18 protein-coding genes are annotated in these 25969 nt (G+C 74.6%); 10 read left to right on the forward strand and 8 right to left on the reverse strand.

What is annotated here, in order from left to right; all coding sequences use genetic code 11:
* Nucleotides 1-33 precede the first annotated feature (33 nt).
* Together ACH4OW_RS33080 and ACH4OW_RS33085 are read left to right on the forward strand one after the other, a co-directional pair.
* The gene (locus ACH4OW_RS33080; RefSeq protein WP_398031580.1) at nucleotides 34-7515 is read left to right on the forward strand and encodes an amino acid adenylation domain-containing protein; all 7482 of its coding nucleotides are present in this window, start codon (nucleotides 34-36) and stop codon (nucleotides 7513-7515) included.
* Nucleotides 7516-7519: 4 nt separating this feature from the next.
* The gene (locus tag ACH4OW_RS33085) at nucleotides 7520-8977 is read left to right on the forward strand and encodes a DHA2 family efflux MFS transporter permease subunit (RefSeq protein ID WP_398031582.1); all 1458 of its coding nucleotides are present in this window, start codon (nucleotides 7520-7522) and stop codon (nucleotides 8975-8977) included.
* Between the two features lie 35 nt (nucleotides 8978-9012).
* Here ACH4OW_RS33085 and fes read toward each other — a convergent pair whose 3' ends face one another.
* The gene (gene fes, locus ACH4OW_RS33090; protein ID WP_398031584.1) at nucleotides 9013-10230 is read right to left on the reverse strand and encodes an enterochelin esterase; all 1218 of its coding nucleotides are present in this window, start codon (nucleotides 10228-10230) and stop codon (nucleotides 9013-9015) included.
* A 42-nt stretch (nucleotides 10231-10272) separates the two neighbouring features.
* A complete protein-coding gene (gene fhuB / locus ACH4OW_RS33095; protein WP_398031585.1) occupies nucleotides 10273-12591 on the reverse strand; it encodes a Fe(3+)-hydroxamate ABC transporter permease FhuB in 2319 nt (772 codons plus the stop codon).
* Nucleotides 12592-12701: 110 nt separating this feature from the next.
* On the opposite strand from fhuB, the gene ACH4OW_RS33100 reads away from it, so the two are divergent.
* From ACH4OW_RS33100 to ACH4OW_RS33120, 5 genes are all read left to right on the forward strand, one after another.
* Entirely contained in the window at nucleotides 12702-13493 is a 792-nt protein-coding gene (locus ACH4OW_RS33100; RefSeq protein ID WP_360140739.1) for a 2,3-dihydro-2,3-dihydroxybenzoate dehydrogenase, read from the forward strand.
* Nucleotides 13494-13624: 131 nt separating this feature from the next.
* The gene (dhbC, locus tag ACH4OW_RS33105; RefSeq protein ID WP_360140736.1) at nucleotides 13625-14830 is read left to right on the forward strand and encodes an isochorismate synthase DhbC; all 1206 of its coding nucleotides are present in this window, start codon (nucleotides 13625-13627) and stop codon (nucleotides 14828-14830) included.
* A complete protein-coding gene (locus tag ACH4OW_RS33110) occupies nucleotides 14827-16488 on the forward strand; it encodes a (2,3-dihydroxybenzoyl)adenylate synthase (protein WP_398031588.1) in 1662 nt (553 codons plus the stop codon). Before dhbC ends, ACH4OW_RS33110 begins: the two co-directional genes overlap by 4 nt.
* A gap of 17 nt (nucleotides 16489-16505) precedes the next feature.
* Nucleotides 16506-17138: an isochorismatase family protein gene (locus tag ACH4OW_RS33115; protein ID WP_360140730.1), complete on the forward strand. Its 633-nt coding sequence runs from the start codon at nucleotides 16506-16508 to the stop codon at nucleotides 17136-17138.
* 5 nt (nucleotides 17139-17143) lie between these two features.
* Complete coding sequence (locus ACH4OW_RS33120; protein ID WP_360140727.1) at nucleotides 17144-17374, forward strand: phosphopantetheine-binding protein; 231 nt, start codon at nucleotides 17144-17146, stop codon at nucleotides 17372-17374.
* Nucleotides 17375-17455: 81 nt separating this feature from the next.
* On the opposite strand, the gene ACH4OW_RS33125 is transcribed toward ACH4OW_RS33120, so the two are convergent.
* From ACH4OW_RS33125 to cynR, 5 genes are all read right to left on the reverse strand, one after another.
* Nucleotides 17456-18226 (reverse strand): hypothetical protein, encoded by a 771-nt coding sequence (locus ACH4OW_RS33125; protein WP_360134692.1) that lies wholly within the window; start codon nucleotides 18224-18226, stop codon nucleotides 17456-17458.
* Entirely contained in the window at nucleotides 18226-19506 is a 1281-nt protein-coding gene (locus ACH4OW_RS33130; RefSeq protein ID WP_398031590.1) for a VWA domain-containing protein, read from the reverse strand. Before ACH4OW_RS33130 ends, ACH4OW_RS33125 begins: the two co-directional genes overlap by 1 nt.
* 66 nt (nucleotides 19507-19572) lie before the next feature.
* The gene (locus tag ACH4OW_RS33135; protein ID WP_398031592.1) at nucleotides 19573-20400 is read right to left on the reverse strand and encodes a hypothetical protein; all 828 of its coding nucleotides are present in this window, start codon (nucleotides 20398-20400) and stop codon (nucleotides 19573-19575) included.
* A gap of 106 nt (nucleotides 20401-20506) precedes the next feature.
* Entirely contained in the window at nucleotides 20507-22024 is a 1518-nt protein-coding gene (locus tag ACH4OW_RS33140; RefSeq protein ID WP_398031593.1) for an SDR family oxidoreductase, read from the reverse strand.
* A gap of 23 nt (nucleotides 22025-22047) precedes the next feature.
* Nucleotides 22048-22977, reverse strand: coding sequence for a transcriptional regulator CynR (gene cynR / locus ACH4OW_RS33145; protein ID WP_360134704.1), 930 nt, complete (start codon nucleotides 22975-22977; stop codon nucleotides 22048-22050).
* Between the two features lie 144 nt (nucleotides 22978-23121).
* Between cynR and ACH4OW_RS33150 the strand changes: the two genes are divergently transcribed.
* Nucleotides 23122-23724, forward strand: a complete 603-nt coding sequence (locus tag ACH4OW_RS33150; protein ID WP_398031596.1) for a carbonic anhydrase — start codon at nucleotides 23122-23124, stop codon at nucleotides 23722-23724.
* A 25-nt stretch (nucleotides 23725-23749) separates the two neighbouring features.
* Nucleotides 23750-24226: a cyanase gene (cynS, locus tag ACH4OW_RS33155; protein ID WP_398031598.1), complete on the forward strand. Its 477-nt coding sequence runs from the start codon at nucleotides 23750-23752 to the stop codon at nucleotides 24224-24226.
* 63 nt (nucleotides 24227-24289) lie between these two features.
* Here cynS and ACH4OW_RS33160 read toward each other — a convergent pair whose 3' ends face one another.
* Nucleotides 24290-24619, reverse strand: a complete 330-nt coding sequence (locus ACH4OW_RS33160; RefSeq protein ID WP_360134713.1) for a putative quinol monooxygenase — start codon at nucleotides 24617-24619, stop codon at nucleotides 24290-24292.
* A gap of 314 nt (nucleotides 24620-24933) precedes the next feature.
* On the opposite strand from ACH4OW_RS33160, the gene ACH4OW_RS33165 reads away from it, so the two are divergent.
* The gene (locus ACH4OW_RS33165) at nucleotides 24934-25968 is read left to right on the forward strand and encodes an alpha/beta hydrolase family protein (protein WP_398031600.1); all 1035 of its coding nucleotides are present in this window, start codon (nucleotides 24934-24936) and stop codon (nucleotides 25966-25968) included.
* Nucleotide 25969: the final 1 nt, after the last annotated feature.

Genomic DNA, 25969 nt, shown 5'->3' on the forward strand with positions numbered 1-25969 from the left:
AGGTCGGTTTCCTTCATGGGAGTTGTCACACACATGCATCAGCGTCCGGTCGACCACGCAGCCACCGCGGCGCCGCCGCAGCCCAGTGCCCCCGCGAAGGGCCCGGCGGAGCCCGAAGGATTCCCTCTGCTCACCGCGCAGGCCGGCATCCTTTACGCGAGTCAACTGGACCCCAAGAGCCCGGCGCTCAACACCGCGGACGTCGTGGAGATCCAGGGCCCCCTGGACGAGCCGCTGTTCGAGCGCGCCCTGCTGCGTACCGTCACCGAGGCCGAAACGCTCGGCGTGTGTGTGAGCGAGACCGACGGCATCCCCTCGCAGAAGGTGGTCCCGCCGGACGCTGACCGGCTGCTGCACCGCATCGACCTGCGGAGCGCCCAGCGGCCCGCCGAGGACGCGCGCGACTGGATGCGCGCCGACCTCACCAGGGCAGCCGACCTCGGCCGGGCCGGACAGCTCATGACCCAGGCCCTGTTCCGCCTCGCCGACGACCGGTACTGGTGGTACCAGCGCGTGCACCACATAGCCGTCGACGCGTACGCCCTGCAACTGATCGGACGCCGGGCCGCCGAGCTCTACACCGCCCTCGCCACGGGACAGGAGCCCGCGGAGAACCGGTTCGCCCCGCTGCGCGACCTCGTCGAGGACGAGACGCGCTACCTGGAGAGCGAGCAGTACGCGGCCGACCGGGAATTCTGGGCAGAACGCATGGCCGGCCGCCCGGACCTGGTGACGCTCGCGAGCGGCGCGACGAAACCGGACGCCGCGGGGGAGGACCACGACCGTACGGCCGGACCCGGCGCCGCGGACACCACCGCCGCGTCGCTCGCCGACGCCATCGCCGCGGGCGACGTCCTGCGGACCGGCACCGACCTGCCCGCCGGCGCCCTGGACCGGCTCACCCGGGCCGCCGAGGCGGCCAAGGCCACCTGGGCGGAACTGGTCGTCGCCGCGGCCGCCGGCCACCTCCACCGCGTCACCGGGGCCCAAGACGTGGTCCTGGGCCTGCCGGTGACCAACCGCCGCGGCCCCGCCGCCCTGCGCACCCCCGCCATGACCGTCAACGTCCTGCCGCTGCGCATCGCCGTACGCCCCCACGACACCGGCGCCGCACTGCTGCGCCGCGTCGTCCTCGAAATGCGCGCGGTACGCCGCCACCAGCGCTACCCGCAGGCCGACATCCGCCGCGACCTCGCCCTCTCCTCGGCCGGCACACCGCTGACCGGCCCCATGATCAACATCAAGCCGTTCGACGCCGACCTCGACTTCGCCGGCCTGCCCGGCACCCTCCACAACCTCGCCGCCGGCCCCGTCGAAGACCTCGCCGTCGGCGCCTCCCCGGACGCCGACGGCGGGCTGCGCATCGGCCTGGAAGCCCACAGCGGGCGCTACGGACGCGCCGAACTCGACGGACACCGGCGCACGTTCCTCCGCTACCTCGACGGCCTCGCCGAACTGCTGCTGGCCGACCCGCACCGCCCCATCGGCACCATCGACCTGCTGGAAGCCGACGAGATACACCGCGCCACCACCGGACGCGCCGAACCGCCCGCCACCCGCACCCTGCCCGAGTACTTCGCCGAACAGGCCGCCCGCACCCCGCAGGCCGTGGCCGTCCGCACCGGCGACACCGCGCTCACCTTCGCCGAACTGGACGCCGCCGCCAACCGGCTGGCCCACCTCCTGGCCGGCCTGGGCGCGGGCCCGGAACGCCCCGTCGCCCTCGCGCTGCCGCGCGGCACCGACACGATGACGGCGCTGCTCGCGGTCCTCAAGGCGGGCGGCGTCTGCCAGCCCCTGGACCTCGGCCACCCCGCGGCCCGCACCCTGGCGGTCCTCGAAGACGCCCGGCCCGTATGCGTCGTCGGCACGGCCGCGACGCTCGCCGGACTGCCGCCGCACGGCCTGCCCGTCGTCGCGCTGGACACCGACGCCACCGCGGCCGCGCTCGCCGGGCAGCCCGCCGGCGCGCCCGCCACCCCGCCCGCACCCGGCCACGCCGCCTACGTCATCCACACCTCCGGCTCCACCGGGCGCCCCAAGGGCGTCGTCGTCACCCACGCCTCCCTCGCCAACCTGTACGCCGGGCACGGCACCGACCACGTCGCGCCCGCCGTCGCCCGCACCGGCCGGGACCGGCTGCGCGTGGCACACAGCGCGTCGTTCGCCTTCGACGCGTCCTGGGACCCGGTGCTGTGGATGGTGCACGGGCACGAACTCCACCTGCTCGACGACGCGTCCTACCGCGACCCCGCCGCCCTCGCCCGGTACGTGGACGAGCAGTACGTCGACTACCTCGACGTCACCCCGTCCTACGCCGAAGCACTGCTGGCCGAAGGTCTGCTGGACGAGGGGCGGCACCACCCGGCCGTGATCGTCGTCGGCGGCGAGGCCGTACCCGTACCGCTGTGGGAGCGCCTGACCACCACCGGCGGACTGCACGCGGTCAACCTCTACGGGCCGACGGAGACGACCGTCGACGCGTACTACTGGACGGCGCCGGAGACAGCCGGGGACGAGACAGCCGGAGACGGGGCAGCCGGAGACGGGGCCCCCGAAGGGCGGCCCGTGCGCGGCTCCAGGGTCTACGTCCTCGACTCCTGCCTGCGCCCCACGCCGGACGGCGTGACCGGCGAACTGTACGTCGCGGGCGCCTGCCTGGCCCGCGGCTACCTGGGACGGCCCGACCTGAGCGCCGAACGCTTCGTCGCCGACCCGTACGGCGGGCCCGGCGAGCGGATGTACCGCACCGGGGACCTGGTGCGGCGCCGGGCCGACGGCACGGTCGAGTTCCTGGGCCGCGGCGACGACCAGGTCAAGATCCGCGGATTCCGCGTCGAACTCGGCGAGATCCAGGCCAGGCTGGCCGCACACCCGGCCGTCGCCCAGGCCGCGGTCATCGCCCGCGACACCCCGCAGGGCAAACGACTGCTGGCGTACGCGGTGGCGCGCACGGACGGCGAGGAGACCTCCTCCTCCTCCGCTTCCCCCGCCCCGCCCACCCCCACCCCCGCCGACCTGCGGGCGCACCTCGCGGCCGCCCTTCCCGCGCACATGGTCCCGGCCACGGTGACGCTGCTCGCCGAGCTGCCGCGCACCGCCAACGACAAGCTGGACCACCGTGCCCTGCCGGACCCCGAGCCGGGCGTCCCCGACCGTGGCGACGGCACCGGCACCGGCGGCGGCCCGGGCGACAGCGCGGGCGGCACCGCCCCCGCCGTCACCGACGACCCGCACACCGAGATCATCCGCGGTCTCCTGGCCGACCTCCTGTCCCTGGACACCAGCCCCCCGGCGGACGCCGGGTTCTTCGACCTGGGCGGTCACTCGCTGCTGGCCGCCCGCCTGGCCGCCCGTATTCGGGAGATCTTCCAGGCGCCCGTGAGCACCGCGGACGTCTTCCGCAACTCCACCCCGGCCGCGCTCGCCGCGCTCGTGCACGCCGCCGCCCCGGCCGACGGCGCCGGGGAGCCGTCCGCGCTGCTGCCCCCGTTCCGTGTTCCCCGCACCGGACCTCTCCCCCTCTCGCCCGCTCAGCAGCGGCTCTGGTTCCTCCACCGGCTCGAAGGCCCCAGCCCCACCTACAACATCCCGCTGGTGCTGCGCATCGACGGGCCCGTCGACCGCGACGCGCTCCAGCTCGCCCTGCACGACCTGACCGCTCGTCACGAGACACTCAGGACGGTATACCCGACCACTGACAACGCTCCGGAAGAGCAGCCCTACCAGCGGATTCTTCCCGTCGGGCACCTTCTGGCCCGGCCGGTGGTGCACCTGGCGGCGCCCGGCGCGGACCTCGCCGAAGCGGTCCGGTACTGCTTCGACCTCGCCTCCGAACCCCCGCTGCGCGCCACCCTGTTCAGCGACGGGCCCGACCGCCACACCCTTCTCCTGCTGCTGCACCACATAGCCGGCGACGGCGCCTCCACCACCCCGCTGGCCCGCGACCTCGCGACCGCCTACACCGCCCGCCACGCGGGCCGGGAACCCGAGTTCGCGCCGCTGCCCTTCCAGTACGCCGACCACGCCGCCCACCAGCAGCAGATCCTCGGCACGCCCGCCGCGCCCACCGCGTTCGCCGCCGCCCAGCTCGCGCACTGGAAGCAGGCCCTCGCCGGCCTGCCCGACCAGCTCGACCTGCCCATGGACCGGCCGCGCCCGCCGGTCGCCTCGCACGCCGGCGACACCGTCCCCTTCACGCTCGACGCGGCGGCCCACGACGCGCTGCGCCGCCTCGCCAGGGCCACCGGCACCAGCGTCTTCATGACGGTGCAGGCCGGCCTCGCCGCCCTCCTCACCCGGCACGGCTGCGGCACCGACATCCCCCTCGGCACCCCCGTCGCGGGCCGCGCCGACGACGCCACCGCCGCCCTCGTCGGCTTCTTCACCAACACGGTCGTGCTGCGCACCGACACCTCGGGCGACCCCGCGTTCCGTACGCTCCTGGAGCGCGTACGGACCGCCACCCTGGCCGCGTACGAGCACGACACGCTGCCCTTCGACCACCTCGTCGAGGCGCTGAACCCGCCGCGTTCGCTCGCCCGGCACCCGCTGTTCCAGACGATGCTGGCCTGGCAGTCCGTCCCGGACGCCGCGTTCGCGCTCGGCCCGGAGGCGACCGCCGCGCTGACCGCGGTGCCCTCCGGCACGGCCAAGTTCGACCTCACCCTCAACGCGGGCGAACAGTCCGGCGGCGGCATCGGCGGCTTCTTCGAGTTCCGTACGGACCTCTTCGACCGCGCGACCGTCCAGGCCCTCGCCGACCGGCTGGCCCGGCTGCTCACCGCGGCCGCCGACGCCCCGGACACCCCGCTCGGCCTGCTGCCCCTGCTCGGCGACGAGGAGCGGCACCGCGCCCTCGTCGCCTGGAACACGCCCAACGAACCCCTCGCCGCCCGCCCCGCCACCACGCTCGCCGACGTCTACGAGGCCGCCGCCGGCAGCCACCGCGGGCGCACGGCCGTCAGCTACGAAGGACAGTCCCTCACCTACGCCGAACTCTCCGACCGCGCCCACCGCCTGGCCCGGCTGCTCGCCACCCGCGGCATCGGCCCCGGCTCCATCGTCGCGCTCGCCCTGCCGCGCTCCGCCGACCTGGTCACCGGCCTGCTCGCGGTCTCCCTCGCCGGAGCCGCCTACCTGCCGCTCGACCCGGACTACCCGGCCGACCGCCTCGCCTACATGCTGGACGACGCCCGCCCGGCGGCCCTGATCACCGACACCGCGACCGCGCCCCGCCTCCCGGCCCACGCCCTGCCGCTGATCACCGTGGACGGCGGCGCGGCGGACGGGTACGACGCGGCCCCGCTCACCGACGCCGACCGCACCCGGCCGCTGCGCCCCGACGACGCCGCGTACGTCATCTACACCTCCGGCTCCACCGGCCGCCCCAAGGGCGTCGTCGTCACCCACCACAACGTCACCCGGCTGTTCACCGCCACCGACCGCTGGTTCGGCTTCGGCCCCGACGACGTCTGGACGCTCTTCCACTCCTACGCCTTCGACTTCTCCGTCTGGGAACTGTGGGGCGCGCTGCTGCACGGCGGCAAGGTCGTCGTCGTACCGCACCTGACCAGCCGTGACCCGCACGCCTTCCGGCAACTGCTGGCCACCGAGCAGGTCACCGTCCTCAACCAGACCCCGTCCGCCTTCTACCAGCTCGCCGCCGCCGACCGCGAGAACGACGGCGCCGGACTGGCGCTGCGGTACGTGGTGTTCGGCGGCGAGGCGCTGGAGCTGGGGCGGCTCGACGACTGGTACGAGCGGCACGCCGACGACGCGCCGGTCCTGGTCAACATGTACGGCATCACCGAGACCACCGTGCACGTCTCCTACTTCCCCCTCGACCGGGCCACCGCCGCCGGCGCCACCTCCAGCACCATCGGCGTCAACATCCCCGACCTGCGCGTCTACGTCCTCGACGACCGGCTCCAGCCCGTACCGCCGGGCGTCACCGGCGAGATGTACGTCGCGGGCGAGGGCCTGGCCCGCGGCTACCTGGGGCGCGAGGAGCTGACCGCCACCCGCTTCGTCGCCGACCCGTACGCCCACCTCTTCGGCGAGGAGGGCAGCCGGATGTACCGCTCCGGCGACCTCGCCCGGCGCCGTGCCGACGGCGCCCTGGAGTACTTCGGCCGCGCCGATCAGCAGGTCAAACTGCGCGGCTTCCGCATCGAGCTGGGCGAGATCGAGGCGGTCCTCGCCGCGCACCCCGCCGTCGCGGACACGGCCGTCGTCGTACGGGAGGACACCCCCGGCGACAAGCGGCTCGTCGGCTACGCCGTGCCCGCCGCGGGCCAGGCGCCCGACCCCGCCGCCCTGCGCGACCACGCGGCCGCCGAACTGCCCGTCCACATGGTCCCGTCCGCCGTCGTCCTCCTCGACCGGCTGCCGCTGACCAACAACGGCAAGCTGGACCGGAAGGCACTGCCCGCCCCCGATCGCCCGGCCGCCACCGGCCGCCCGCCCCGCACCCCGCGCGAGGAGCAGCTCTGCTCGGTCTTCGCCGAGGTGCTGGGCCTGGACCGGGTCGGCGTCGAGGACAACTTCTTCGACCTCGGCGGGCACTCGCTGCTCGCGGTGCGGCTGGCCGGCCGCGTCAAGGCCGTGCTCGGTACCGAGGTGTCCATCGGCACGGTCTTCCAGTCGCCGACCGTCGCGGCCCTCGACGCGGCCCTGGACGCCGTACGCCACGACGACCCGCTCGACGTGCTGCTGCCGCTGCGCCCCGCCGACCCGAGTGCGGAGGGCAGCCGCGCCCCCGTGCACTGCGTCCACCCGGCGGGCGGCCTGAGCTGGTGCTACGCCGGCATCATCCGCCACCTGCCCGCCGACGTGCCGATCTACGGCCTCCAGGCGCAGGGCGTCGGCGCCGCCACCGCGGACCAGCCGCTGCCCGCCACCTTGGAGGAGCTGGCCGCCCACTACGCCGCGCGCGTCCGCGAGGTGCAGCCCGAGGGCCCGTACCGGCTGCTCGGCTGGTCCACCGGCGGCATCATCGCGCACGCCATGGCCACCCACCTCCAGGACGAGGGCCACGAGGTCGAACTCCTCGCCATCCTCGACGCCTACCCGGCCGAGGGCTTCCGCGACCTGCCCGTACCGGACGAGGCCGAAGCGCTCGAATCGCTGCTCACCATGGGCGGCTACGGGCCCGACAGCCTGGAGGGCAAGCCGCTGACCACCGCCAACGTGGTGGAGGTCCTACAGCGCGAGGGCAGCCCGCTGTCCACCCTGTCCACCGACACCATCAAGGCCCTGGGCACCATCTACCTCAACACCAACGACCTCGTACGGGCCTACGACCACCGCGTCTTCCGGGGCGACGTGCTCTTCTTCCGGGCCGTCGTGGACACCATCGACGACACCCTCACCCCCGACACCTGGACGCCGTACGTCACCGGCCGCATCGACAACACCAACATCGAGTGCTCCCACAAGGACATGACCCTGCCCGAGCCCATCGCGCACATCGCGCGCGTGGTGGCCGACCGCCTCACCGAACTGGAGGGGTGACCAGGTGACCACCACCGAACCGACCACCCGGCCCCGGCTGAACCCGAGGACCGCCGTCGTCCTCGTCTACACCGCCGCCATGTGCATGAACGGCCTCGACTCGACCATCGTCAACCCCGCCCTGTTCACCATCGCGGGCGACTTCGGACAGCCCGTCTCGGCGGCCAACACCGTCGAGACGGCCTTCCTCGTCGCCCTCGCACTGGCCCTGCCGGCCGCCGGCTGGCTCGGCGACCGCTACGGCACCAAGCGCGTCTTCCTCGGCGCGCTCGCCGTCTTCACCACCGCCTCGGCCGCCTGCGGCCTGGCGCCGAACCTGTCCGCGCTGGTCGTGGCGCGGGCGGTGCAGGGCCTGGCGGGCGGCCTGCTCACCCCGGTCGGCATGACCCTGCTGTTCCGCGCGTTCCCGCCGCACGAACGGGCCAAGCTGGGCAAGGTGCTGATCGTGCCGACGGCCCTGATGCCCGCGCTGGGCCCGCCGCTGGGCGGCTTCCTGACCCAGCACCTGTCCTGGCACTGGCTGTTCTTCGTGAACGTGCCGATCGGCGCCGCCGCCGTCCTGCTCGGCCTTTTCGGGCTGCGCGAGCACGTCGAGGGCGTGCCGGGGCCGTTCGACCGGGCCGGGTTCTGGCTCGCCACCCCGGGGCTCGGACTGCTCACCTACGCGCTCGGGTTCGGCCCGTCGCACGGCTGGACGCAGCCCGCCGTCGCGGCCGCCGCGGTACTCGGCGCGGTGCTGGCGGCGGCCGCCGTGGCCCACCAGCTCCGTGCCCCCGAGCCGTTGCTGAAACTGCGGCTGCTGGCGGACCGCGCGTACGGCACGGCCTCCGCGCTCGCGGTGCTCACCGCCGCGGGCCTGATGGGTGTGCTGTTCGTCTTCCCGCTGCTCTACCAGGCGGCCCTGGGCGCCTCCGCCCTCGACGCGGGCCTGAGCGTCTTCCCCGAAGCGGTCGGCCTGATGCTCGCCTCCCAGGTCGTCGACCGGCTGCTGCCGCGCATCGGCCCGCGACGGCTCGTGGTGCCCGCGCTGCTGCTCGCCGCGGTGGTCTTCGCCGCCCTCGCCGTACCGGGCGCCGCGGACAACGCCTGGCTGGTACGGGGCCTGATGTTCGCCATCGGCCTGGTACTCGGCACGGCCGTGCTCACCGTCCAGCTCGCCGGGTTCGAGGACATCGCGCCGCCCGACATGGGCCACGCGATGGGCCTCTTCCAGATCGTGCGCACCCTGGGCGGCGCCCTCGGCATCGCCGTCTGCGCCGGGGTGATCGGCGGCCACGGCACCGGCACCGCCGGCCCGGGCCCGTACCGGATCGCGGTGTGGGTGACGGCGGGCCTGGTCGCCGCAGGCGCGCTCATCGCCCTACGACTGCCGAAGGAACCACCGCAGCCACCACCGTTCGACGACGGCCCCGGCGACGAAGCGGAAGCGGGTGAGGGGGCGGCGGCGCCGGCCGCAAGCTGAGGACCGCCGCCACCGGGGGCGTTGCCGTCCGGGGCTCAGTGCCCCGACAACAACGCCCCCAACCCCGCAGCCAGCCCCCCGCGCCAGCACGCGTAGTCGTGGCCGCCGTTGAATTCCTCGTATGTCACGTCGTAGCCGCGTGCCCGTAGGACGTTGCGCAGGCGTCGGTTCTCGGCGAGCAGCATCCACTCCTGGAGGCCGACCTCCAGCCGCAGCCGCACCGGGCGGCGTTCGGCCGTGGCGTACTGCCGGGTCAGCCACTCGGTTCCGCGCTCGTCGTCCGGCCACCAGAACGACCCGGACTGCGACAGTGCCAGGCCGAACCGGTCGGGGCGCCGGAAGGCGGCGAACGCCGCGGTCAGGCCGCCCGCGCTCTGGCCTGCGACGACGGTGCGTTCCGGGCGCAGCCCCGCCGCGTACGCGTCGGCCGCCCACGGCAGCAGCGTGTCCGCCAGCCAGTCGACGAAGTCACCGTTGCAGCTGAGGTCTTCCATCCGCCGCCCCATGGTGTCCACGAGCAGGGCGACCGTGGGCGGTACGGCGGCGTCGGCGTGCAGGTTGTCGAGCAGGTCTCCGGCACACAGGACCGGTCCCCACATCTCGCCGTCCAACAGCACCGCGACCGCGTACGGGCCGCCGTCGGCGCGGTGGCCGGGCGGCAGGTGGACCGTGACGTGCCGGCCGTCCACCTCGGTACGCACGGACGTGCCGCGTGCCGCGCCGGAGCGGCGTCCGGTGCACGGCTGCGCCGGGGCGCCGGGCAGCTCCAGTACGGACGCGGGGTTGCGGCCGTCCCGCGACGGCAGGGCGGGCGCGGTGTTCAACGGGTCGGGTACGGCGCCGTCCAGGACTTTCAGCCACGCCTGCCGGTCCGTGCGCAGGATCTCCTCGCGCGGCCCGGTGCCGGGGAGGAACTGGTACGAGGCGCGGTGGTCGGACCGCAGCCGGTGGCTGAGCGCCCAGACCGACGTGCCCTCGACGCGGGCCATCAGGTTGGGCGTCAGGTCGCCCGCGTGCCGGTCCCGGTCGGTGACGGTGTGCAGCAGCGCCAGGACGTCCGTGGCCGGGCGCGCCGGGTCGTCCCGCCACACGAAGGTGACGAGGACGTGGTCCGGGTCGCCGTCCGGGTCCGGCTCCACGAGCGGCGTGCCGGCCGCTTCGGCGCGGCGCCAGAACTCCCGCTCGGCACCGGGCCGCCCGGCCCGCACCTCGGCGGCGAGCGTGCGCAGCAGCGGGCTGCGGACAGCGGTCACGTGCGTACTCCTCTCAGGAGCGCGGTCAGCGCAAAGGTTTCGTCACACACGGGTGGCCGCCGACCTGCCCAGCAGCACCCACAGCAGGAACGGTCCGCCCAGCACCGTCGTCACCACGCCCACCGGCAGCTCCGTACCCGAGAACACGATCCGCCCCACGGTGTCGGCGGCCACCACCAGCAGCGCGCCCGTCAGCATCGTGCCGACCAGCGGCACCCGCAGCGGCCCCGCCAGCCGCGACGCGATGACCGGCGACGCCAGCGCCACGAAGCCGACCGGCCCGCAGATGCCCACCGCCAGGCCCGCCAGGGCCACCGCCAGCAGCAGGCACACCGCGCGGGTACGGCCCGGAGCGGCACCCAGCGACGAGGCGGTGGCGTCGTCGAAGCGCAGCACGCCCAGGTGGCGGGCGACCGCGAGGCTCAGCGGGACCAGGACGGCCAGGCCGATCAGGACGGGCACGGCGACGGAGTAGCCGCGCCCGTTGAGGCTGCCCGAGGTCCACACGTACAGCGAACTGGCCGAGTTGAGGGAGCGCCGGGAGAGCGCGACCTGCGTCGCTGCCGAGGCCAGCGCGGACATCGCCAGGCCCACGACCAGCACGCGGTAGCCGCGCTGCCCGAGGCCGCCGGAGACGACGGTGACCACGACCGCCGCCACCAGCGCGCCGAGCGGCCCGGCCCACCAGGCGCCGAAGGTGCCCGTCGCGCTGAGCGTCACGGACAGCAGGACGGCGGCGGTGGCGCCGTCGTTGACGCCGAGCAGTTCGGGGGTGGCGAGGCGGTTGCGGGCCAGTGTCTGGGTGAGGCAGCCGGCCAGGCCCAGCGCGGCGCCCGCCGCCAGGCCCGCCACGATGCGCCCGAGCCGGAACTTCTGCACCAGCAGGACGTCGAACCGGTCGCCCTGGCCGAAGATCGCCTGGAAGGTGCGGGTCACGCCCATGTCGCTCTGCCCGGCGTACGCGGACAGCACGACGGCCAGCAGGAGCAGCGCGGCCAGCAGCAGCGCGGCGAGCGTGGCGCGCCGGGCGACGAGCAGGGAGAGCGGGCCGCGGCGCAGTACGAGCGTGTCGGCGGGGCGCACCCGGCCGGGCCTGGGGGCGCGGCGGGGGAGCCGCCGCAGCGCGCGCAGCGCTCCGCGTGCGGGCTTGCCCGACGGGCGTTCCTCGGCGGCCGGTTCCGTCATGCCCATCGCGGTGAGCTGCTTGGAACGGACGATGCCGATCAGGACGGGCGCGCCCACCAGCGCCACGATGACGGAGACGGGCGCCTCGAACGGGCGGGAGACCACCCGCGCCGCCACATCGGCGACGATCAGCACGGCGGCGCCGATCAGCCCGGCGAGCAGCAGCCGCGCGGCCAGCCGGGTGCCGGCGATCGCCCGCGCCAAGAAGCCCGCCAGCAGCCCCAGGAACGAGATCGGGCCGGCCAGTGCCACGGCCGCCGCGGTCAGCAGCGTCACGCCGACGGCGACGACGGTACGGATGACCGGCGGCCGGTGCCCGAGGCTGCGGGCCAGGTCGTCGCCGAGCGCGAGCGCGGACAGCGGCCGGGCGACCAGCAGCGCCACCAGGAAGCCGACGGCGAGCACCGGGGCGAGGCGGCCGAGTTCGCCGAAGCCCTCCACCCCGGCCAGCGAACCGAGCACCCAGAACCGGAACCGGTCGTAGGTCTCGGCCGAGTTGACCACGATCACGCTGGTCAGGCCGCCGAAGGTGGCGCCCAGCGCGGCCCCGGCGAGCACCAGCCGCATCGGGGAACCGCCGCCCTTGCGGCCCGCGATGAGCAGCACCAGGCCGCTGGCGACGACCGCGCCGGCGAACGCGCAGACTAGGTAGGCGTAGCCGCTGTCCAGGCCGAGCAGCGCGATGCCCGCGACGACACCGAGGGAGGCGCCGGCGTTCACGCCGAGCAGGCCGGTCTCGGCGAGCGGGTTGCGGGTGACGGCCTGGAGCAGGCAGCCGGCGACGCCGAGCGCGCCGCCGACCAGCAGGGCGGTGAGCGTACGGGGCAGCCGCAGGTCGCCGACGACCAGGGCGAGGCGCGGGTCGGTGCGGGCGCCGCCGCGGTCGAGCAGGTAGTCCAGGACGCCGCTCGCGCCGACCTCGCCGGCGCCGACGCACAGGGACACGGCGGCCAGCACGAGGACGGCGGCCGCGAAGCCCGCCACGGCGAGCGCGACGGTCCGGCGCGCTGCCCGGTCGGGCGCGGTCCGGCCGCCGGGCCCTGCCACCGGTGACGCGGAGGCAAAGCGGGGGTCGTCCGCGGCGGGTGGGGTGTCCTTTCGCGCCACCGGCAACGAACCGTCCTCGGTGACGGGTTCGGGGGGCGGGGCGGCTATGCCCGTGCGCTGCTTTTGCATAAGGTGAGGCTAGCCTAACCATTTCGGGCACGTCGGGGCGGAATGCCGGAGTGGCTGGGTGCCTGTCCTATATTAGGTTAGGCTTGCCTAACAAAAAGGGGAGGTTGCTCATGCCTGAGCACATACCGGACGGTCGTGCCGAGTTCACCGGGCGCATCGCCCTGGTCACCGGCGCCGGGCAGGGCATCGGCGCCGCGGTCGCCGCGGCACTGGCGCACCGAGGGGCCCACGTCGTGGCCACCGACCGCACCGCACCCGCGGTACCGCAGCCCGACGGAGAGACCGCAGGGCCGGTCACCGCCGAGGCCATGGACGTCACCGACCCGGCCGCCGTCGCCGCCGTCGTCGAACGCGTCGAGCGCGAACTCGGCCCGATCGCCGTCCTGGTGAACGTGGCCGGCATCCTGCGCCCCGGACCCGCCGCCGAACTCTCCGACACCGACTGGGCCGACACCTTCGCCGTGAACACCACCGGCGTCTTCCACACCGCGCGGGCCGTCGCCCCGCACATGGCCGCGCGCGGCTCCGGGAGCATCGTCACCGTCGGCTCCAACGCCGCCGGCGTCCCCCGTACCGGAATGGCCGCCTACGCCGCCTCCAAGGCGGCGGCCGCCATGTACACCAAGTGCCTGGGGCTCGAACTCGCCCGCAGCGGCGTCCGCTGCAACATCGTCGCGCCCGGCTCCACCGACACCGCGATGCAACGCGCGCTGTGGACCGACGACGACGCGCCCCGCCGCGTGATCGCCGGGGACCCGCAGACGTACCGCACCGGCATCCCGCTCGGCCGGATCGCCGACCCGTCCGACATCGCCGACGCGGTCGTCTTCCTCGCCTCCGACCGCGCCCGGCACATCACCATGCAGGAGCTGTACGTCGACGGCGGCGCCACCCTCCGCTGACCCGCGCCGCGCCCCGCCGCCCACCCTCCGCGAGGGCGGGCACCCCGCGCCGGAACCGCTCACCGAACGCCCCCCGCCCGCATCAGTCACTCCCCGGAACCGACCGCCGAATTCCGAGAAATGGAGCTCCCGTGCCGACGGCACCCGAAGTCGCCACGCACGTCCCCCTCGCCGAGCCGGCCCACCCCGCCGTAGGAGCCGCGACCTCGCTCCTGGACGCCTACACCCCCGGCGCCCGCTTCCTCGGCACGCCCACGCGCACCATCCTCGCGCAGGGCACCCACAGCGAAGTACCGCACGACGAGCGGCCCCTGCCGCAGCGGGTCGCCGCGACCCTCGGCGCCGCGCGGGCGGCCGGGCACAGCGCGCCGCTGGTCGTCGGCGCCGTGCCCTTCGACCAGACGGCCCCCGCCGCGCTCGCCGTCCCCGCCACCGCGCGGACCGCGCCGCCGCTCACCGCCGACCCGCTGATCGCGCTGCCCGCCGACCCGCCCGCCGCGGCCCACTGGGACATCAGACCCGTGCCGGCCCCCGAGGCGTACGGCGCCGGCGTGGCCGCCGCCGTCGAGCGCATGTGGCGCGGCGAGTTCAGCAAGGTCGTCCTGGCCCGCACCCTCGAACTCAGCACCCCCGGCGCCCTCGACATCCCCGCGATGCTCCAGCGCCTCGCCCGCCGCGACCCCTCCGGCTACACCTTCGCGCTGCCCACGGCGCCCGGCCGCACCCTCCTCGGCGCCAGCCCCGAACTGCTGGTCTCGCGGCGCGGCCACCGCGTCGTCGCCAACCCGCTGGCCGGCTCCACCCCGCGCAGCGCCGACCTGGCCGAGGACGTCCGCAGGGCCGCGGCGCTCCTGGAGTCCACCAAGGACCTCCACGAGCACGCCGTCGTCGTGGACGCCGTCCACCGGGCGCTCGCCCCGTACTGCACCGACCTCCAGGTCCCCGCACAGCCCACCCTGCTGCGCACCGCCACCATGTGGCACCTGTCCACCACCGTCACCGGCACGCTGGCCGCACCGGACACCTCCGCGCTGGAGCTGGCCTGCGCCCTGCACCCCACCCCGGCGGTCTGCGGCACCCCCACCGAAACCGCCCGCCAGGTGATCGCCGAGACCGAACCGTTCGACCGCGGCTTCTTCACCGGCATGGTCGGCTGGGGCGACGCGTCCGGCGACGGCGAGTGGGTGGTGACCATCCGCTGCGCCGAGGCCGAGGAGCGCAGCCTGCGCCTGTACGCGGGCGCGGGCATCGTCGCCGCCTCCGAGCCGGAGGCCGAGACCGCCGAGACCGGCGCCAAGTTCCGTACCTTCCTCGGCGCCGTGGGGGCCGAGCTGTGAGCGACTCGTACGCCTACGCCCGCTCCCACGCCCCCACCTGGCCGGACGAGTTCGCCGAACGCTACCGCGCCGCCGGCTGGTGGCGCGGCGAGACCTTCGGCGGCATGCTGCGCGAGCGGGCCGCCGCCCACCCGGACCGGGTCGCCGTCGTCGACCCGGCGGGCCAGGGCCGCCGCTGGACGTACGGGGAACTGGACCGCCGGGCCACCCGGCTGGCCGCCGGGCTGCACGCCCGCGGCATCGTCCGCGGCGACCGCGTCGTCGTCCAGCTCCCCAACACCGCCGAGTTCTTCGAGGTCGTCTTCGCGCTCTTCCGCCTCGGCGCCCTCCCGGTCTTCGCGCTGCCCGCGCACCGCGAGACGGAGATCCGCTACTTCTGCGAGTTCACCGGCGCCGCCGCCTACGTCATCGCCGCCGAACACGGCGGCTTCGACTACCGCGAACTGGCCGCGACCGTACGGGACCGGGTCCCCGGCCTGCGGCACGTCTTCGTCACCGGCGGCGACGCCGGCGCCTTCGAAGCGCTCTCCGACGTACCGGCCGACCCGCCCGCCGGCGGCCCGGCCTGGGACGAACCGGCCCCGCACGACCTGGCCTTCCTCCAGCTCTCCGGCGGCAGCACCGGCGTCCCCAAGCTCATCCCGCGCACCCACGACGACTACATCTACTCCCTGTGGGGCTCCAACGAGCTGTGCGGCGTCGACGAGAACAGCGTCTACCTGTGCGTCCTGCCCGCCGCCCACAACTTCCCGCTGTCCTCGCCCGGCACGCTCGGCGCCCTGTACGCCGGCGCGCGCGTCGTACTGAGCCCGCAGCCGACACCCGACGTGGCCTTCCCGCTCATCGAGCGCGAACGCGTCACGATCACCGGCCTGGTACCGCCCCTCGCGCTCGTCTGGACGGAGGCCGCACCGGCCACGCCGTACGACCTGAGCAGCCTCGACGTCCTCCTGGTCGGCGGCGCCAAGTTCAGCGAGGAGGCCGCCCGGCGCGTGCGGCCCGCCCTCGGCTGCACCCTCCAGCAGGTGTTCGGCATGGCCGAGGGCCTGGTGAACTACACCCGGCTCGACGACCCGGAGGAGACCATCGTCTCCACCCAGGGCCGCCCCATCTCCCCCGACGACGAGATCCGCGTCGTCGACGACCAGGACAACGACCTGCCCCCGGGGGAGACCGGCCACCTGCTCACCCGCGGCCCCTACACCATCCGCGGCTACTGGAAGGCGCCCGAGCACAACGCCCGGTCCTTCACCGCCGACGGCTTCTACCGCACCGGCGACGTCGTCCGGCTCACCCCCACCGGGCACCTGGTCGTCGAGGGCCGCGCCAAGGACCAGATCAACCGCGGCGGCGAGAAGATCGCCGCCGAGGAGGTCGAGAACCACCTCCTGGCGCACCCCGCCGTCCACGACGCCAACGTGGTCGCCGAACCCGACCCGTACCTGGGCGAACGCACCTGCGCCTACGTCATCCTGCGCACCGGGGCCGAACCGCTGCGGCCCGTCGACGTCAAGAAGTTCGTCCGCGCCCGCGGCCTCGCCGCCTACAAGGTGCCCGACCGCGTCGAGTTCGTGGAAACCTTCCCGCAGACCGGCGTCGGCAAGATATCCAAGAAGGACCTCAGGTCCGCCGCCGCCCGCACCACCGACCCGTCCTGAAGGGACCGCACCGCACCATGGCCCTGCCCGCCATCGCCCCCTACCCCATGCCGTCCGCCGGCGACCTGCCCGCGAACCGCGTGGACTGGACGGCCGACCCCTCCCGCGCCGTGCTGCTCGTGCACGACCTGCAGAACTACTTCCTGTCGGCCTACGACACCCAGGCCGCCCCGGTCACCGACCTGCTGCGCAACGTCGCGGCCCTCAAGGAACAGGCCGCCCGGCTCGGCATCCCGGTCCTCTACACCGCGCAGCCCGGCGGCCAGACCCCCGCCGAACGCGGCCTCCAGCAGGACTTCTGGGGCCCGGGCCTGCCCGCCGACGAGCACGCGGCGGCCATCGCCGACGCGGTCGCCCCCGGCCCGGACGACACCGTGCTGACCAAGTGGAAGTACAGCGGCTTCGTCCGCACCGACCTGGAGGAGCGGCTGCGCGAGCTGGGCCGCGACCAGATCGTCGTCACCGGCGTCTACGCCCACATCGGGGTGCTGATGACCGCCTGCGACGCGTGGATGCGCGACATCCAGGCGTTCGTCGTGGCCGACGCGGTGGCCGACTTCTCCGCCGAGGACCACGCGATGGCACTGCGCTGGGCGGCCGGCAAGTGTGCCGTGGTCACCACCACCGCCACCGTCCTGGAAGGAAAGTGACCACCATGGCGCTGACCCTGGAACAGCTGCGCAACGACGTCGCGGACGTCCTCGGCGAGGACCCCGCCGACATCCCCGCCGACGAGAACCTCGTCGACTATGGCCTGGACTCGGTGCGCCTGATGGCCCTGGCCGGCCGCTGGAACCGCGACCACGGCATCGACGTGGCCGTCACCGACCTGTCCGAGGAGCCCGCCCTGGAGAAGTGGGCGGTGCTGCTCGGCGCCACCGGCTGACCGCCGCACCCGGCCCGTACGGCGGCGGGGCGGCGCACGGACCACCGTGCGCCGCCCCGCCGCGTCGTGCCCGAAGGACCGTCAGGCGCCCGGCGGCACCCGCGACGGGCGGCCGGAGCCCCGCGTCACGGCGTACCCGGCGATCCCGGCGAGCGCCGCCAGCAGGCCGCCCACCGCCGTCCACACCCACCGGTCGTTCCACCGGCCCGAGGACCAGCCGCCGTCCGGTTCGACCTTGGCGGCACCCGGCACCAGCGGCGCGGCCAGCTTGCCGTCCACGGCCTGCGCGCCGCCCGCCCCGGCCACGGCCGGCTCGAACTCGGCACGCACCGGCAGGCCCAGGTCGTCCTGCGGCAGGCCGGTCACCGTCAGCCGTACGTAATAGCTGCCCGGCAGCGGGTCGTTGGACCACGGCTCGGCCCAGGAGCGGACCGTACGCAGCGTGCAGGACAGCTCCACCGAACCGGCGTCCGCTGCCGCCGCCCTGGTCTGCGCGCCGTAGGTGCACGCCTGGCGGCGCCGCAGCCCGTCGTACACGTCGAGCTGCCAGGTCGCGGCGCCGTGCCGGGCCGCCTCCGGCAGCGTGACCTTCGCCTTCATCGTGGCGCGCTGCCCGGTGTCCACGGGCACCACCCAGTACAGGTAGTCACCGGTGGACGCCCCGGCCGTCGCCTTCTGCCCCGGCTTGACCGGTGTCGCGGTACGGAACGAGGTGCCCGCCTCGGTCGGCCCCGCGGCGGCGGCGCTGCCGCTCGGGGACGGCGACGGGCTGTCCGCCACCGCCGGGCCCGCCACGCCGAAGAGCGCGGCACCCGCCAGCACCGCGGCGGTCAGGAACGTGCGCGTACGCATCAGTTGGTCCTCCAGACGGCGACACGCCAGCGCGACAGCCAGCCCCACAGCAGACCGGCCACCAGGCCGGCCAGCACCAGCGCGCCCAGGAACCACCAGCCGCGGCCCAGGCCGAAGGAGGCGGCGTCCGAGGCGTCGGACGGCCCGTCCACCACGTCGATGGCCAGCTCCACCGGCATCCCCGGCTCGGTCTTGACCGAGGCGGGCGCCGCGAAGGAGTTGCTGAGCCGCAGGCAGACGGTCTCCGGCGCGTCCTTCGCGGCGCCGTCCGCGTTGTTCAGCGGCGCCTTCGGGTAGCGCAGCCCGGACGAGACGACGTCGGTACGCCCGTCACCCGCCTCCGAGCCGCGTACGATCTCCCGGCCGTGCACGGTCGAGGCGCGCAGCAGGACGCCGTAGTCGTTGTTGACGGCGCGGTCGGCGCCGATGCTCGCCGAAGCGCGCAACTCCTGCCCCGGCCGTACGTCCACCCGGTACCAGCGGTGCTCGGCGAACTTCTCCCGGTCGGTGTAGAGGCCCGGCTTGAGCACCGGGGCCTTGTCGCACCGGTCGGCGCCCTCGGTTGCCACCGGCGTCACCACCGGGTCGGCCGCGCGGTCCACCAACTGGTGTACGCGGTCCCGCAGTTCGCTGGTGTGCTTGACGGAGGTGTAGGTTCCGCCGGTGGCCTCCGCGATGCAGCTGAGCTGCCGGCGGGTCTTGGCGTCCGGCAGCAGCCCGAGCGTGTCCACGGTCAGGTGGATGCCCTTGGCGGCGATGTCCCGCGCCACCTCGCACGGGTCGAGCGGGGCGCAGGTGTCCTCGCCGTCGGTGATGAGCACGATCCGGCGGGTCGCGTCACCGCCCTTGAGGTCGTCGGCCGCGCCCAGCAGGGCCGGGCCGATCGGCGTCCAGCCGGTGGGCGCGAGGGTGGCCACCGCGGTCTTCGCCTCGGTCCGGTCGAGCGGGCCGACCGGGTAGAGCTGCTTGGTGTCCTTGCAGCCGGTCTGCCGGTCCGGGCCCGGATAGTTGGCGCCGAGGGTACGTATGCCGAGCTGCACCCCGCCGGGCACGGCGTCCAGCACTTCGTTGAACGCCTGCTTCGCCGCGGCCATCCGGGTCTGCCCGTCGATGTCGCGCGCCCGCATCGAGCCGCTGACGTCGAGCACCAGCTCGACCTTGGGGGAGGGTTTCTTGCCGTCCGGTTCGTCGGCGGCGGTGGCAGAGGTGGGGAGAAGCCCCACGGCCAGGGCGGCGAGCAGCCCGCACACCCCGGCCGCCAGCCGTTTTCTTGTGATCATCGCCGGATCGTATTGAGGATCGGGCTCCGGTTCCAAAACGGGCGGCGGCCGAGGGAGGGCGGTGGGTCAGTGCCGGGCCCAGTCCACGATCAGCGTGGAGGTGGTCGCGTCGAACTTCTTCCACCCGTAGGTGTCGTTCTCGTTCTGGGCGCCCAGGCCCAGGGTCATGGTCCGCCACTTGTACTTCTGGGCGGCCTTGGCGCTGTCGGTGACCCGGAAGTACAGGTTGCCCGCCGGGCAGCGGTTCGCGTCGTGGCCCTTGGCGGCGTTGACCGTGTCCAGCACCTTGTAGCGGTCCCAGTTACGGTTCACCGTGCTGTTCCACGTCGTGTTCTCGTCGACCGTGTTGGTGTCCCGGATCTGCACCGGCCGGGCGGCGCACGACCAGGAGTAGGTGTTCAGGATCCGGAACCGGGCGCTGCGGATCGGGCCCGTATTGTGCAGGTCCCTGGTGTTCATGGTGATGTACGAGCGCCAGGTGCCGCCCGACTGGTTCTCGTGGCCGACGCGCGCGACCTTCCCCGTCCGGTTCCAGTACTTGGTGTTGGGATACCTCTTGTTGACGCTGGTCCACAGCCCCACGCCGCCTCTCGGGGCGCGCGTGTCCGGCAGCCGCAGCTCGGTGGTGTACGTGCCGGAGGGGTTGGCGTAGACACGGGCGGTCGCGGTGCGCTGCGACTGCACCTCCACCCGCCGGCCTGACTGCTTGGCCTGCTTGGCCGCTTGCAGGAGGGCGGCGTCCGGGGCCGTGTTCGGCCGGGGCTTCGTGTCCTGTGTGCCGGGGTCGGCGGCCAGCGCCGCCGGGGCCGCCAGTCCGGCGACGACGCCGCCGACGAGCAGGGGATACCAAGGACCGAGCCGTCGCCGGCCGGTGCGTGAACGGGGTGCGGGCATGCTGTTGCCTCCATTGCCGGTAGTGCCTGAACTACACAAGCCCTTCCACGTCACCGGTTGATCGCGTCACCCCTGCGTCCGACTGAGGACGCGGTACCCGCGGGTATCACCCGTTCGCCGGTATGTCGTCGACGGAGGGTGAGGCTTTCCGCCCCACCCGGTCCCGGGCCGCCGCGGCGATGTTGCGGGCCATCCCGCCGAACACCAGGGCGTGGAACGGCGCCACGCTCCACCAGTACGCGTGGCCCGCCAGCCCGTGCGGATGGAACACCGCCCGTTGCCGGTAGACCGTACGGCCCGCCGCGTCCCGCGCGACCGCCAGCTCCAGCCAGGCCGGCCCCGGCAGCCGCATCTCCGCGCGCAGCCGCAGCAGCCGGCCGCGCTCGATCTCCTCCACCCGCCAGAAGTCCAGCGCCTCGCCGACCCGCAGCCGCTCGGCGTCCCGCCGCCCCCGGCGCAGCCCCACGCCGCCCGCCAACCGGTCCAGCCGGCCCCGCAACGCCCAGGCGAGCGGGAAGGAGTACCAGCCGTGCTCGCCGCCGATGCCCTCGATGACGTCCCACAGCGCCTCGGGCGAGGCGTCCACCACACGGGCCCTGCGGTCGGTGTAGAGGCTGCCGCCCGCCCAGTCCGGGTCGGTCGGCAGCGGGTCGCTGGGGGCGCCGGGCACCGAGGCCGACGACCAGCGGGTGGCCACCCGCGCCTCCCGTACGCGCCGCAGCGCCAGCTCCACCGACCGGTCGAAGCCGGCCGGCCCGCCCGGCGGGTCCGGCACGTACCGGGCGATGTCGTGCTCCTTGGCCACGGCCTCGTGGCGCAGCGACTCCGCCAGCGGACGGGCGATGGCCGCCGGCACCGGCGTCACCAGCCCCACCCACCGGCTGGACAGCCCCGGCGTCAGCACCGGCACCGGCACGATCAGACGCCGGGGCAGGGCCGCGACCCGCGCGTAGCGCTGCATCATCTGCCAGTACGTCAGGACGTCGGGGCCGCCGATGTCGAAGCCCCGGTTCACCGTGTCCGGGAGCCCGGCGCAGCCCACCAGGTAGTGCAGCACGTCCCGTACCGCGATCGGCTGGATGCGGGTACGCACCCAGCTCGGCGTCACCATGACCGGCAGCCGCTCGGTCAGGTACCGCAGCATCTCGAAGGACGCCGAGCCGGACCCCATGATGACGGCGGCCCGCAGCACCGCGGTCGGCACGCCGGAGCCCAGCAGGATGCGCCCCACCTCGCTGCGGGACCGCAGGTGCGGCGAGAGCCGCTGCTCGTCGGCGCCCCGCGGCACCGGCCCGCCCAGGTAGACGATTCGCCGTACACCCGCCTTCCGCGCGCACTCGGCGAACGTACGGGCCGCCCTGCGGTCGGTCTCCTCGAAGTCCTTGCCCGTGCCGAGCGCGTGCACGAGGTAGTAGGCGACGCCGACGCCCTCCAGGGCCTTCGTGAGCGACCGCTCGTCGGTGACGTCGCCCTGCACCGTCTCCACCCGCCCGGACCACGGGTGGTCCCGCAGCTTGCCGGGCGTACGCGCCAGGCACCGCACCGGATACCCCGCGGCCAGCAGCTCCGGCACCAGCCGCCCGCCGATGTACCCGCTGGCCCCGGTCACCAGACACCGTTCCATGCCGCGCCTCCTGTCTCCGGCCCCTACCGGTACCCGCGATGGTGCCCCTGACCCGCGCCCTCCTCGTGCTCCCGCCCCCATTCCCGGGCGAGCCCGGTGAAGGCGCCGGACGCGGCGCTGCGGTAAGCCGTCTCGCGGCGCAGCAGGGTCACCGTGCGGGCGGGCAGCGCGGGGGACAGGCCGACGGGGTGGAGGCCGGGCTGCTCGCGGGTGATGGCGTCGGGCAGGACGGTGGCCAAGGTGGTGCGCCGGACCAGCTCGGTGAGCGTGGTGATGGAGTTGGCCTCCACGGCGATGCGCGGCTGCACGCCGTGCGCGCCGAAGTGCGTGTCGATGTGCAGGCGGGTCGCGAAGTCGGCGCTGAGCAGCGCCAGCCGGTGGTCGCGCAGGGAGCGGATCGGCAGCGGCGCCGTGCGGCCGGCCTGCGGGTGGGCGGGGCCGACGACGAGGCCGAGCGTCTCGGTGAACAGCGCGGTGCCGGTGACGCCCGGCAGGTGCGGGCCGCTGAACGCGATGCCGAGGTCCAGCTCGTCGGCCAGCAGCGCGGCCTCCATCCGGTCCTGGGGCAGCTCCCGCAGGATCAGCGAGATGCCCGGGTAGCGGGTGTGGAACGCCGCGGCCAGGGGGCCGACGAGGTACGCGGTGAAGGTCGGCGTCGTGGCCAGGCGCAGCGTCCCGCGGGTCAGGTCCCGTACGTCCAGGACCGCGCGCTCGGCCGCGTCCAGGTCGCGCAGGGCGCTTCGCGCGTAGTGGGCGTACGCCCGGCCCGCGTCGGTCAGCCGCACGGTGCGCCCCGTACGGTCCAGCAGCTGCACCTTCAAGGCCCGCTCCAGCTGCTTGACCTGCTGGGAGAGCGTGGGCTGCGAGACGTGCAGGGCCTCGGCCGCGCGGGTGAAGCTGGCGTGCTCGGCGACCGCGAGCAGATAGCGGAGATGACGCAGTTCCAGAGCCATGCCGCCCACTGTAGGCGGGCTGGACAGCAGGTATAGGCAGCGCTGATGGCTGCCATGAGTTGTGCGTCTTGGACGCTATAGCGGCAGGCCATCCATGGTGGAGACATCGGCTTCCGGCCGGTGCCCGACCCGCGAGGAGCTGCTGTGCACGACCACCTCACCGACGGCGCCCTGCGTTTCCGGCGCGACGTCCACCCCGCCAGAGCGGCGCTCTTCCAGCGGCTCGCCGCCACCCACCGCCCGGCCGCGCTGTTCATCGGCTGCTCCGACGCCCGGGTCGTCCCCGAACTGCTCACCCAGTCCGAGCCGGGCGAGCTGTTCGTGATCCGCACGGCGGGCAACCTCGTCCCGGTGTACGGACCGGAGCCCGACGCGGTCTCGGCGAGCATCGAGTACGCGCTCGCCGTCCTCGGCGTCACCGACGTCGTCGTGTGCGGCCACTCCGCGTGCGGCGCCATGACGGCCCTGGCCGCCGGCGAGGACCTGGCCGGGCTGCCGGCCGTCGCCGGCTGGCTGCACGCGGCCGGGCCCGCCACGGCCGGGGACGGCAGCGGCGGCGATACCGCCGTCCCGGCGCTGGTCCGCGACAACGTCGTCGCGCAGCTCGCCCACCTCGCCACCCACCCGTCCGTGGCCCGCGCCCTCGCGCGGGACGCGGTCACGCTGCACGGCTGGACCCACGACATCCGCACCGGAGCCGTCGACGTCCTCGACCCCGCCTGCGGCACGTTCACCCCGCTCTCCTGAGCGCCCACCCCGAAAGGACCCCGCCATGCCCCACACCCACGCGCAGCTCGACCCGCAGGCCCGCCTGGACCTGGCCCAGGCGGTCGTCGCGGCCAAGACCCGCAAGGACCTCACCTGGCAGGAACTGGCCGACGCCGCCGGCCTGTCGGAAGCCTTCGTCACCGCCGCGCTGCTGGGCCAGCACGCCCTGCCCGCCGACGCCGCCCGGACCCTCGCCGAGCGCCTGGACCTCGACGCCGAGGCGGAACGCCTGCTCCGGACCATCCCGCTGCGCGGCAGCCTCCCCGGCGGCGTCCCCACCGACCCGACCATCTACCGCTTCCACGAGATGCTCCAGGTCTACGGCACCACCCTCAAGGCCCTGATCCACGAGAAGTTCGGGGACGGCATCATCAGCGCCGTCAACTTCCGCCTGGACGTCAAGAAGGTGGCCGACCCCGAGGGCGGCACCCGCGCAGTGATCACCCTCGACGGCAAGTACCTGCCGGCGGAGCCGTTCTGAGACACGTACGGCCGCGCGGGCACGCGGCCCGCGCGGCCGGCGGGAGGGCTTCGCCCTCCGGGCTCACGCCTCGCGCGGTGACAGCTCGCCCATGGCCGACCAGCCCTCGGCGTCGATCTCGCTGCTGATGATCTGCGGGGTGGTGGCGATGGCGCCGGCCATCGCCTCCAGGCCCGCCTTGAAGTGCGCGGAGTTCACGTGCTCGTCCCCGGCCTTCCGGTCGGCGAAGCCCTCGACCAGGACGAACTGGTTCGGGTCGTCGACGCTGGTCGACCACTCGAAGAACAGGTTGCCCGGCTCCTGCCGGGTGGCCCGGGTGAAGTCGTCCACCAGCGACAGCCACGAGTCCCGGTACTCGGGCCGGGCGGTGAACTTGACGACGATGAAGATCATGCTGGCTCCTGCGCTGGTACGGACCGGCCTGCGCCTGCGCGGCCGGGCGGGCTGCCGCCCGCTTCGCCTCCATGGTGGGCGTCGCCGCCCACCCGGCGGAGGAGGATCGCCGCGCATTCCGGCCCTCCCGGAAAATCCGCCGGCGGGCCCCGCCGCCCCACCGGCCGCCCGCCCCGAAAACCGGGTGCGCGCCGCCCGTCGGGAATGATCGGATGGGCCGCCGGTGACACCGAGGAGAGGGCACGAGCACGATGACACAGCACGGTGATCCGCGGCCGGCGTTACCCCGCCCCACCGGCCGCCATCCGGTGGGCGTGCGTACCGCCCACCTCGTCGACGACGACCGGCAGGACCCGTTCCTGCCCGGCCGCCCGCGGGAGCTGATGGCGCAGCTCTGGTATCCGGCGCAGCAAGGCGCCGGGGCCCCGGGCCGGTATGTGCCGGACGCGCTCTCCCCTCTGGTCGTCGACTCCTGGGAGGAAGAGCCGGGCTGCTCCGGGCTGCCGGGCGACACGGCGGCCGGTGTCGTCGTGCACGCCGCCGAGGGCGCGCCGCCCGCGCCGGACGCAGGCGGCTGCCCGCTGGTCCTGCTGTCACCGGGCCACGCGCAGTACCGCGCGAGCCTGACCGCGCTCGGCGAGGACCTCGCCAGCCGCGGCTTCCTGGTGGCGGCCCTGGACCATCCTTCGGACGCGCTCGGCGTCGAGTTCCCCGATGGCCGGATCGTGCCGTACCGCGAGCCGGACGGCCTCGAAGACGGGGACACCGGCGACCTCGCCACCCGCTATCTGCGGACCCGCGCCGCCGACCTGTGTTTCGCCCGCGAGCGGCTGGCCGCCCCCGGTTTCTGGTGGCATGCCCTCCTCGATCCGTCGAGGGCGGGCGTCGCGGGCCACTCGCTGGGCGGCGCGGCGGCGGCCGAGGCCATGCGGCTCGATGACGGGTTCTCGGCGGGTGCGGACATCGACGGCACTCCGTACGGCGAAGTCCTCCGTACGGGCCTGCAACTCCCCTTCCTGATCCTCCAGTTCACACCTGACGACCCGGAGTACCCGGAGGAGGCGGCGGCCAGGGAACGGCTCTGGAAGCGGCTGCGCGGCCCCCGCCGCCACCTGCTGGTGACCGGCGGCGGCCACGCGTCGGCCACCGACCTCGACGCCCTCGCCGGGCCGCTCGGCTACCGGGAGTTCACCGACGCGGAGGACTACGCCTTCGAACTCGGCTCCCTGCCCGGCGGCCGCGGCATCGAGATCACCCGGATGTGCGCCGGCGCCTTCTTCGAGGAGCACCTGCTGGGCGTGCCGGGTTCGGCGTCCGTGCTTCCGGCGGAGGTCACGGCGGTGGGCTGAG

The sequence above is a fragment of the Streptomyces sp. NPDC017056 genome, from assembly GCF_044332485.1.
Taxonomy (GTDB): domain Bacteria; phylum Actinomycetota; class Actinomycetes; order Streptomycetales; family Streptomycetaceae; genus Streptomyces.

Bases quoted from the DNA above. Each gene is read 5' to 3' on its own strand.
- ACH4OW_RS33080 (WP_398031580.1), top strand. From the start codon at position 34: ATGCATCAGCGTCCGGTCGACCACGCAGCCACCGCGGCGCCGCCGCAG.
- fhuB (WP_398031585.1), bottom strand. From the start codon at position 12,591: ATGCAAAAGCAGCGCACGGGCATAGCCGCCCCGCCCCCCGAACCCGTC.
- ACH4OW_RS33100 (WP_360140739.1), top strand. From the start codon at position 12,702: ATGCCTGAGCACATACCGGACGGTCGTGCCGAGTTCACCGGGCGCATC.
- ACH4OW_RS33115 (WP_360140730.1), top strand. From the start codon at position 16,506: ATGGCCCTGCCCGCCATCGCCCCCTACCCCATGCCGTCCGCCGGCGAC.
- ACH4OW_RS33120 (WP_360140727.1), top strand. From the start codon at position 17,144: ATGGCGCTGACCCTGGAACAGCTGCGCAACGACGTCGCGGACGTCCTC.
- ACH4OW_RS33125 (WP_360134692.1), bottom strand. From the start codon at position 18,226: ATGCGTACGCGCACGTTCCTGACCGCCGCGGTGCTGGCGGGTGCCGCG.
- ACH4OW_RS33130 (WP_398031590.1), bottom strand. From the start codon at position 19,506: ATGATCACAAGAAAACGGCTGGCGGCCGGGGTGTGCGGGCTGCTCGCC.
- ACH4OW_RS33135 (WP_398031592.1), bottom strand. From the start codon at position 20,400: ATGCCCGCACCCCGTTCACGCACCGGCCGGCGACGGCTCGGTCCTTGG.
- ACH4OW_RS33140 (WP_398031593.1), bottom strand. From the start codon at position 22,024: ATGGAACGGTGTCTGGTGACCGGGGCCAGCGGGTACATCGGCGGGCGG.
- cynR (WP_360134704.1), bottom strand. From the start codon at position 22,977: ATGGCTCTGGAACTGCGTCATCTCCGCTATCTGCTCGCGGTCGCCGAG.
- cynS (WP_398031598.1), top strand. From the start codon at position 23,750: ATGCCCCACACCCACGCGCAGCTCGACCCGCAGGCCCGCCTGGACCTG.
- ACH4OW_RS33160 (WP_360134713.1), bottom strand. From the start codon at position 24,619: ATGATCTTCATCGTCGTCAAGTTCACCGCCCGGCCCGAGTACCGGGAC.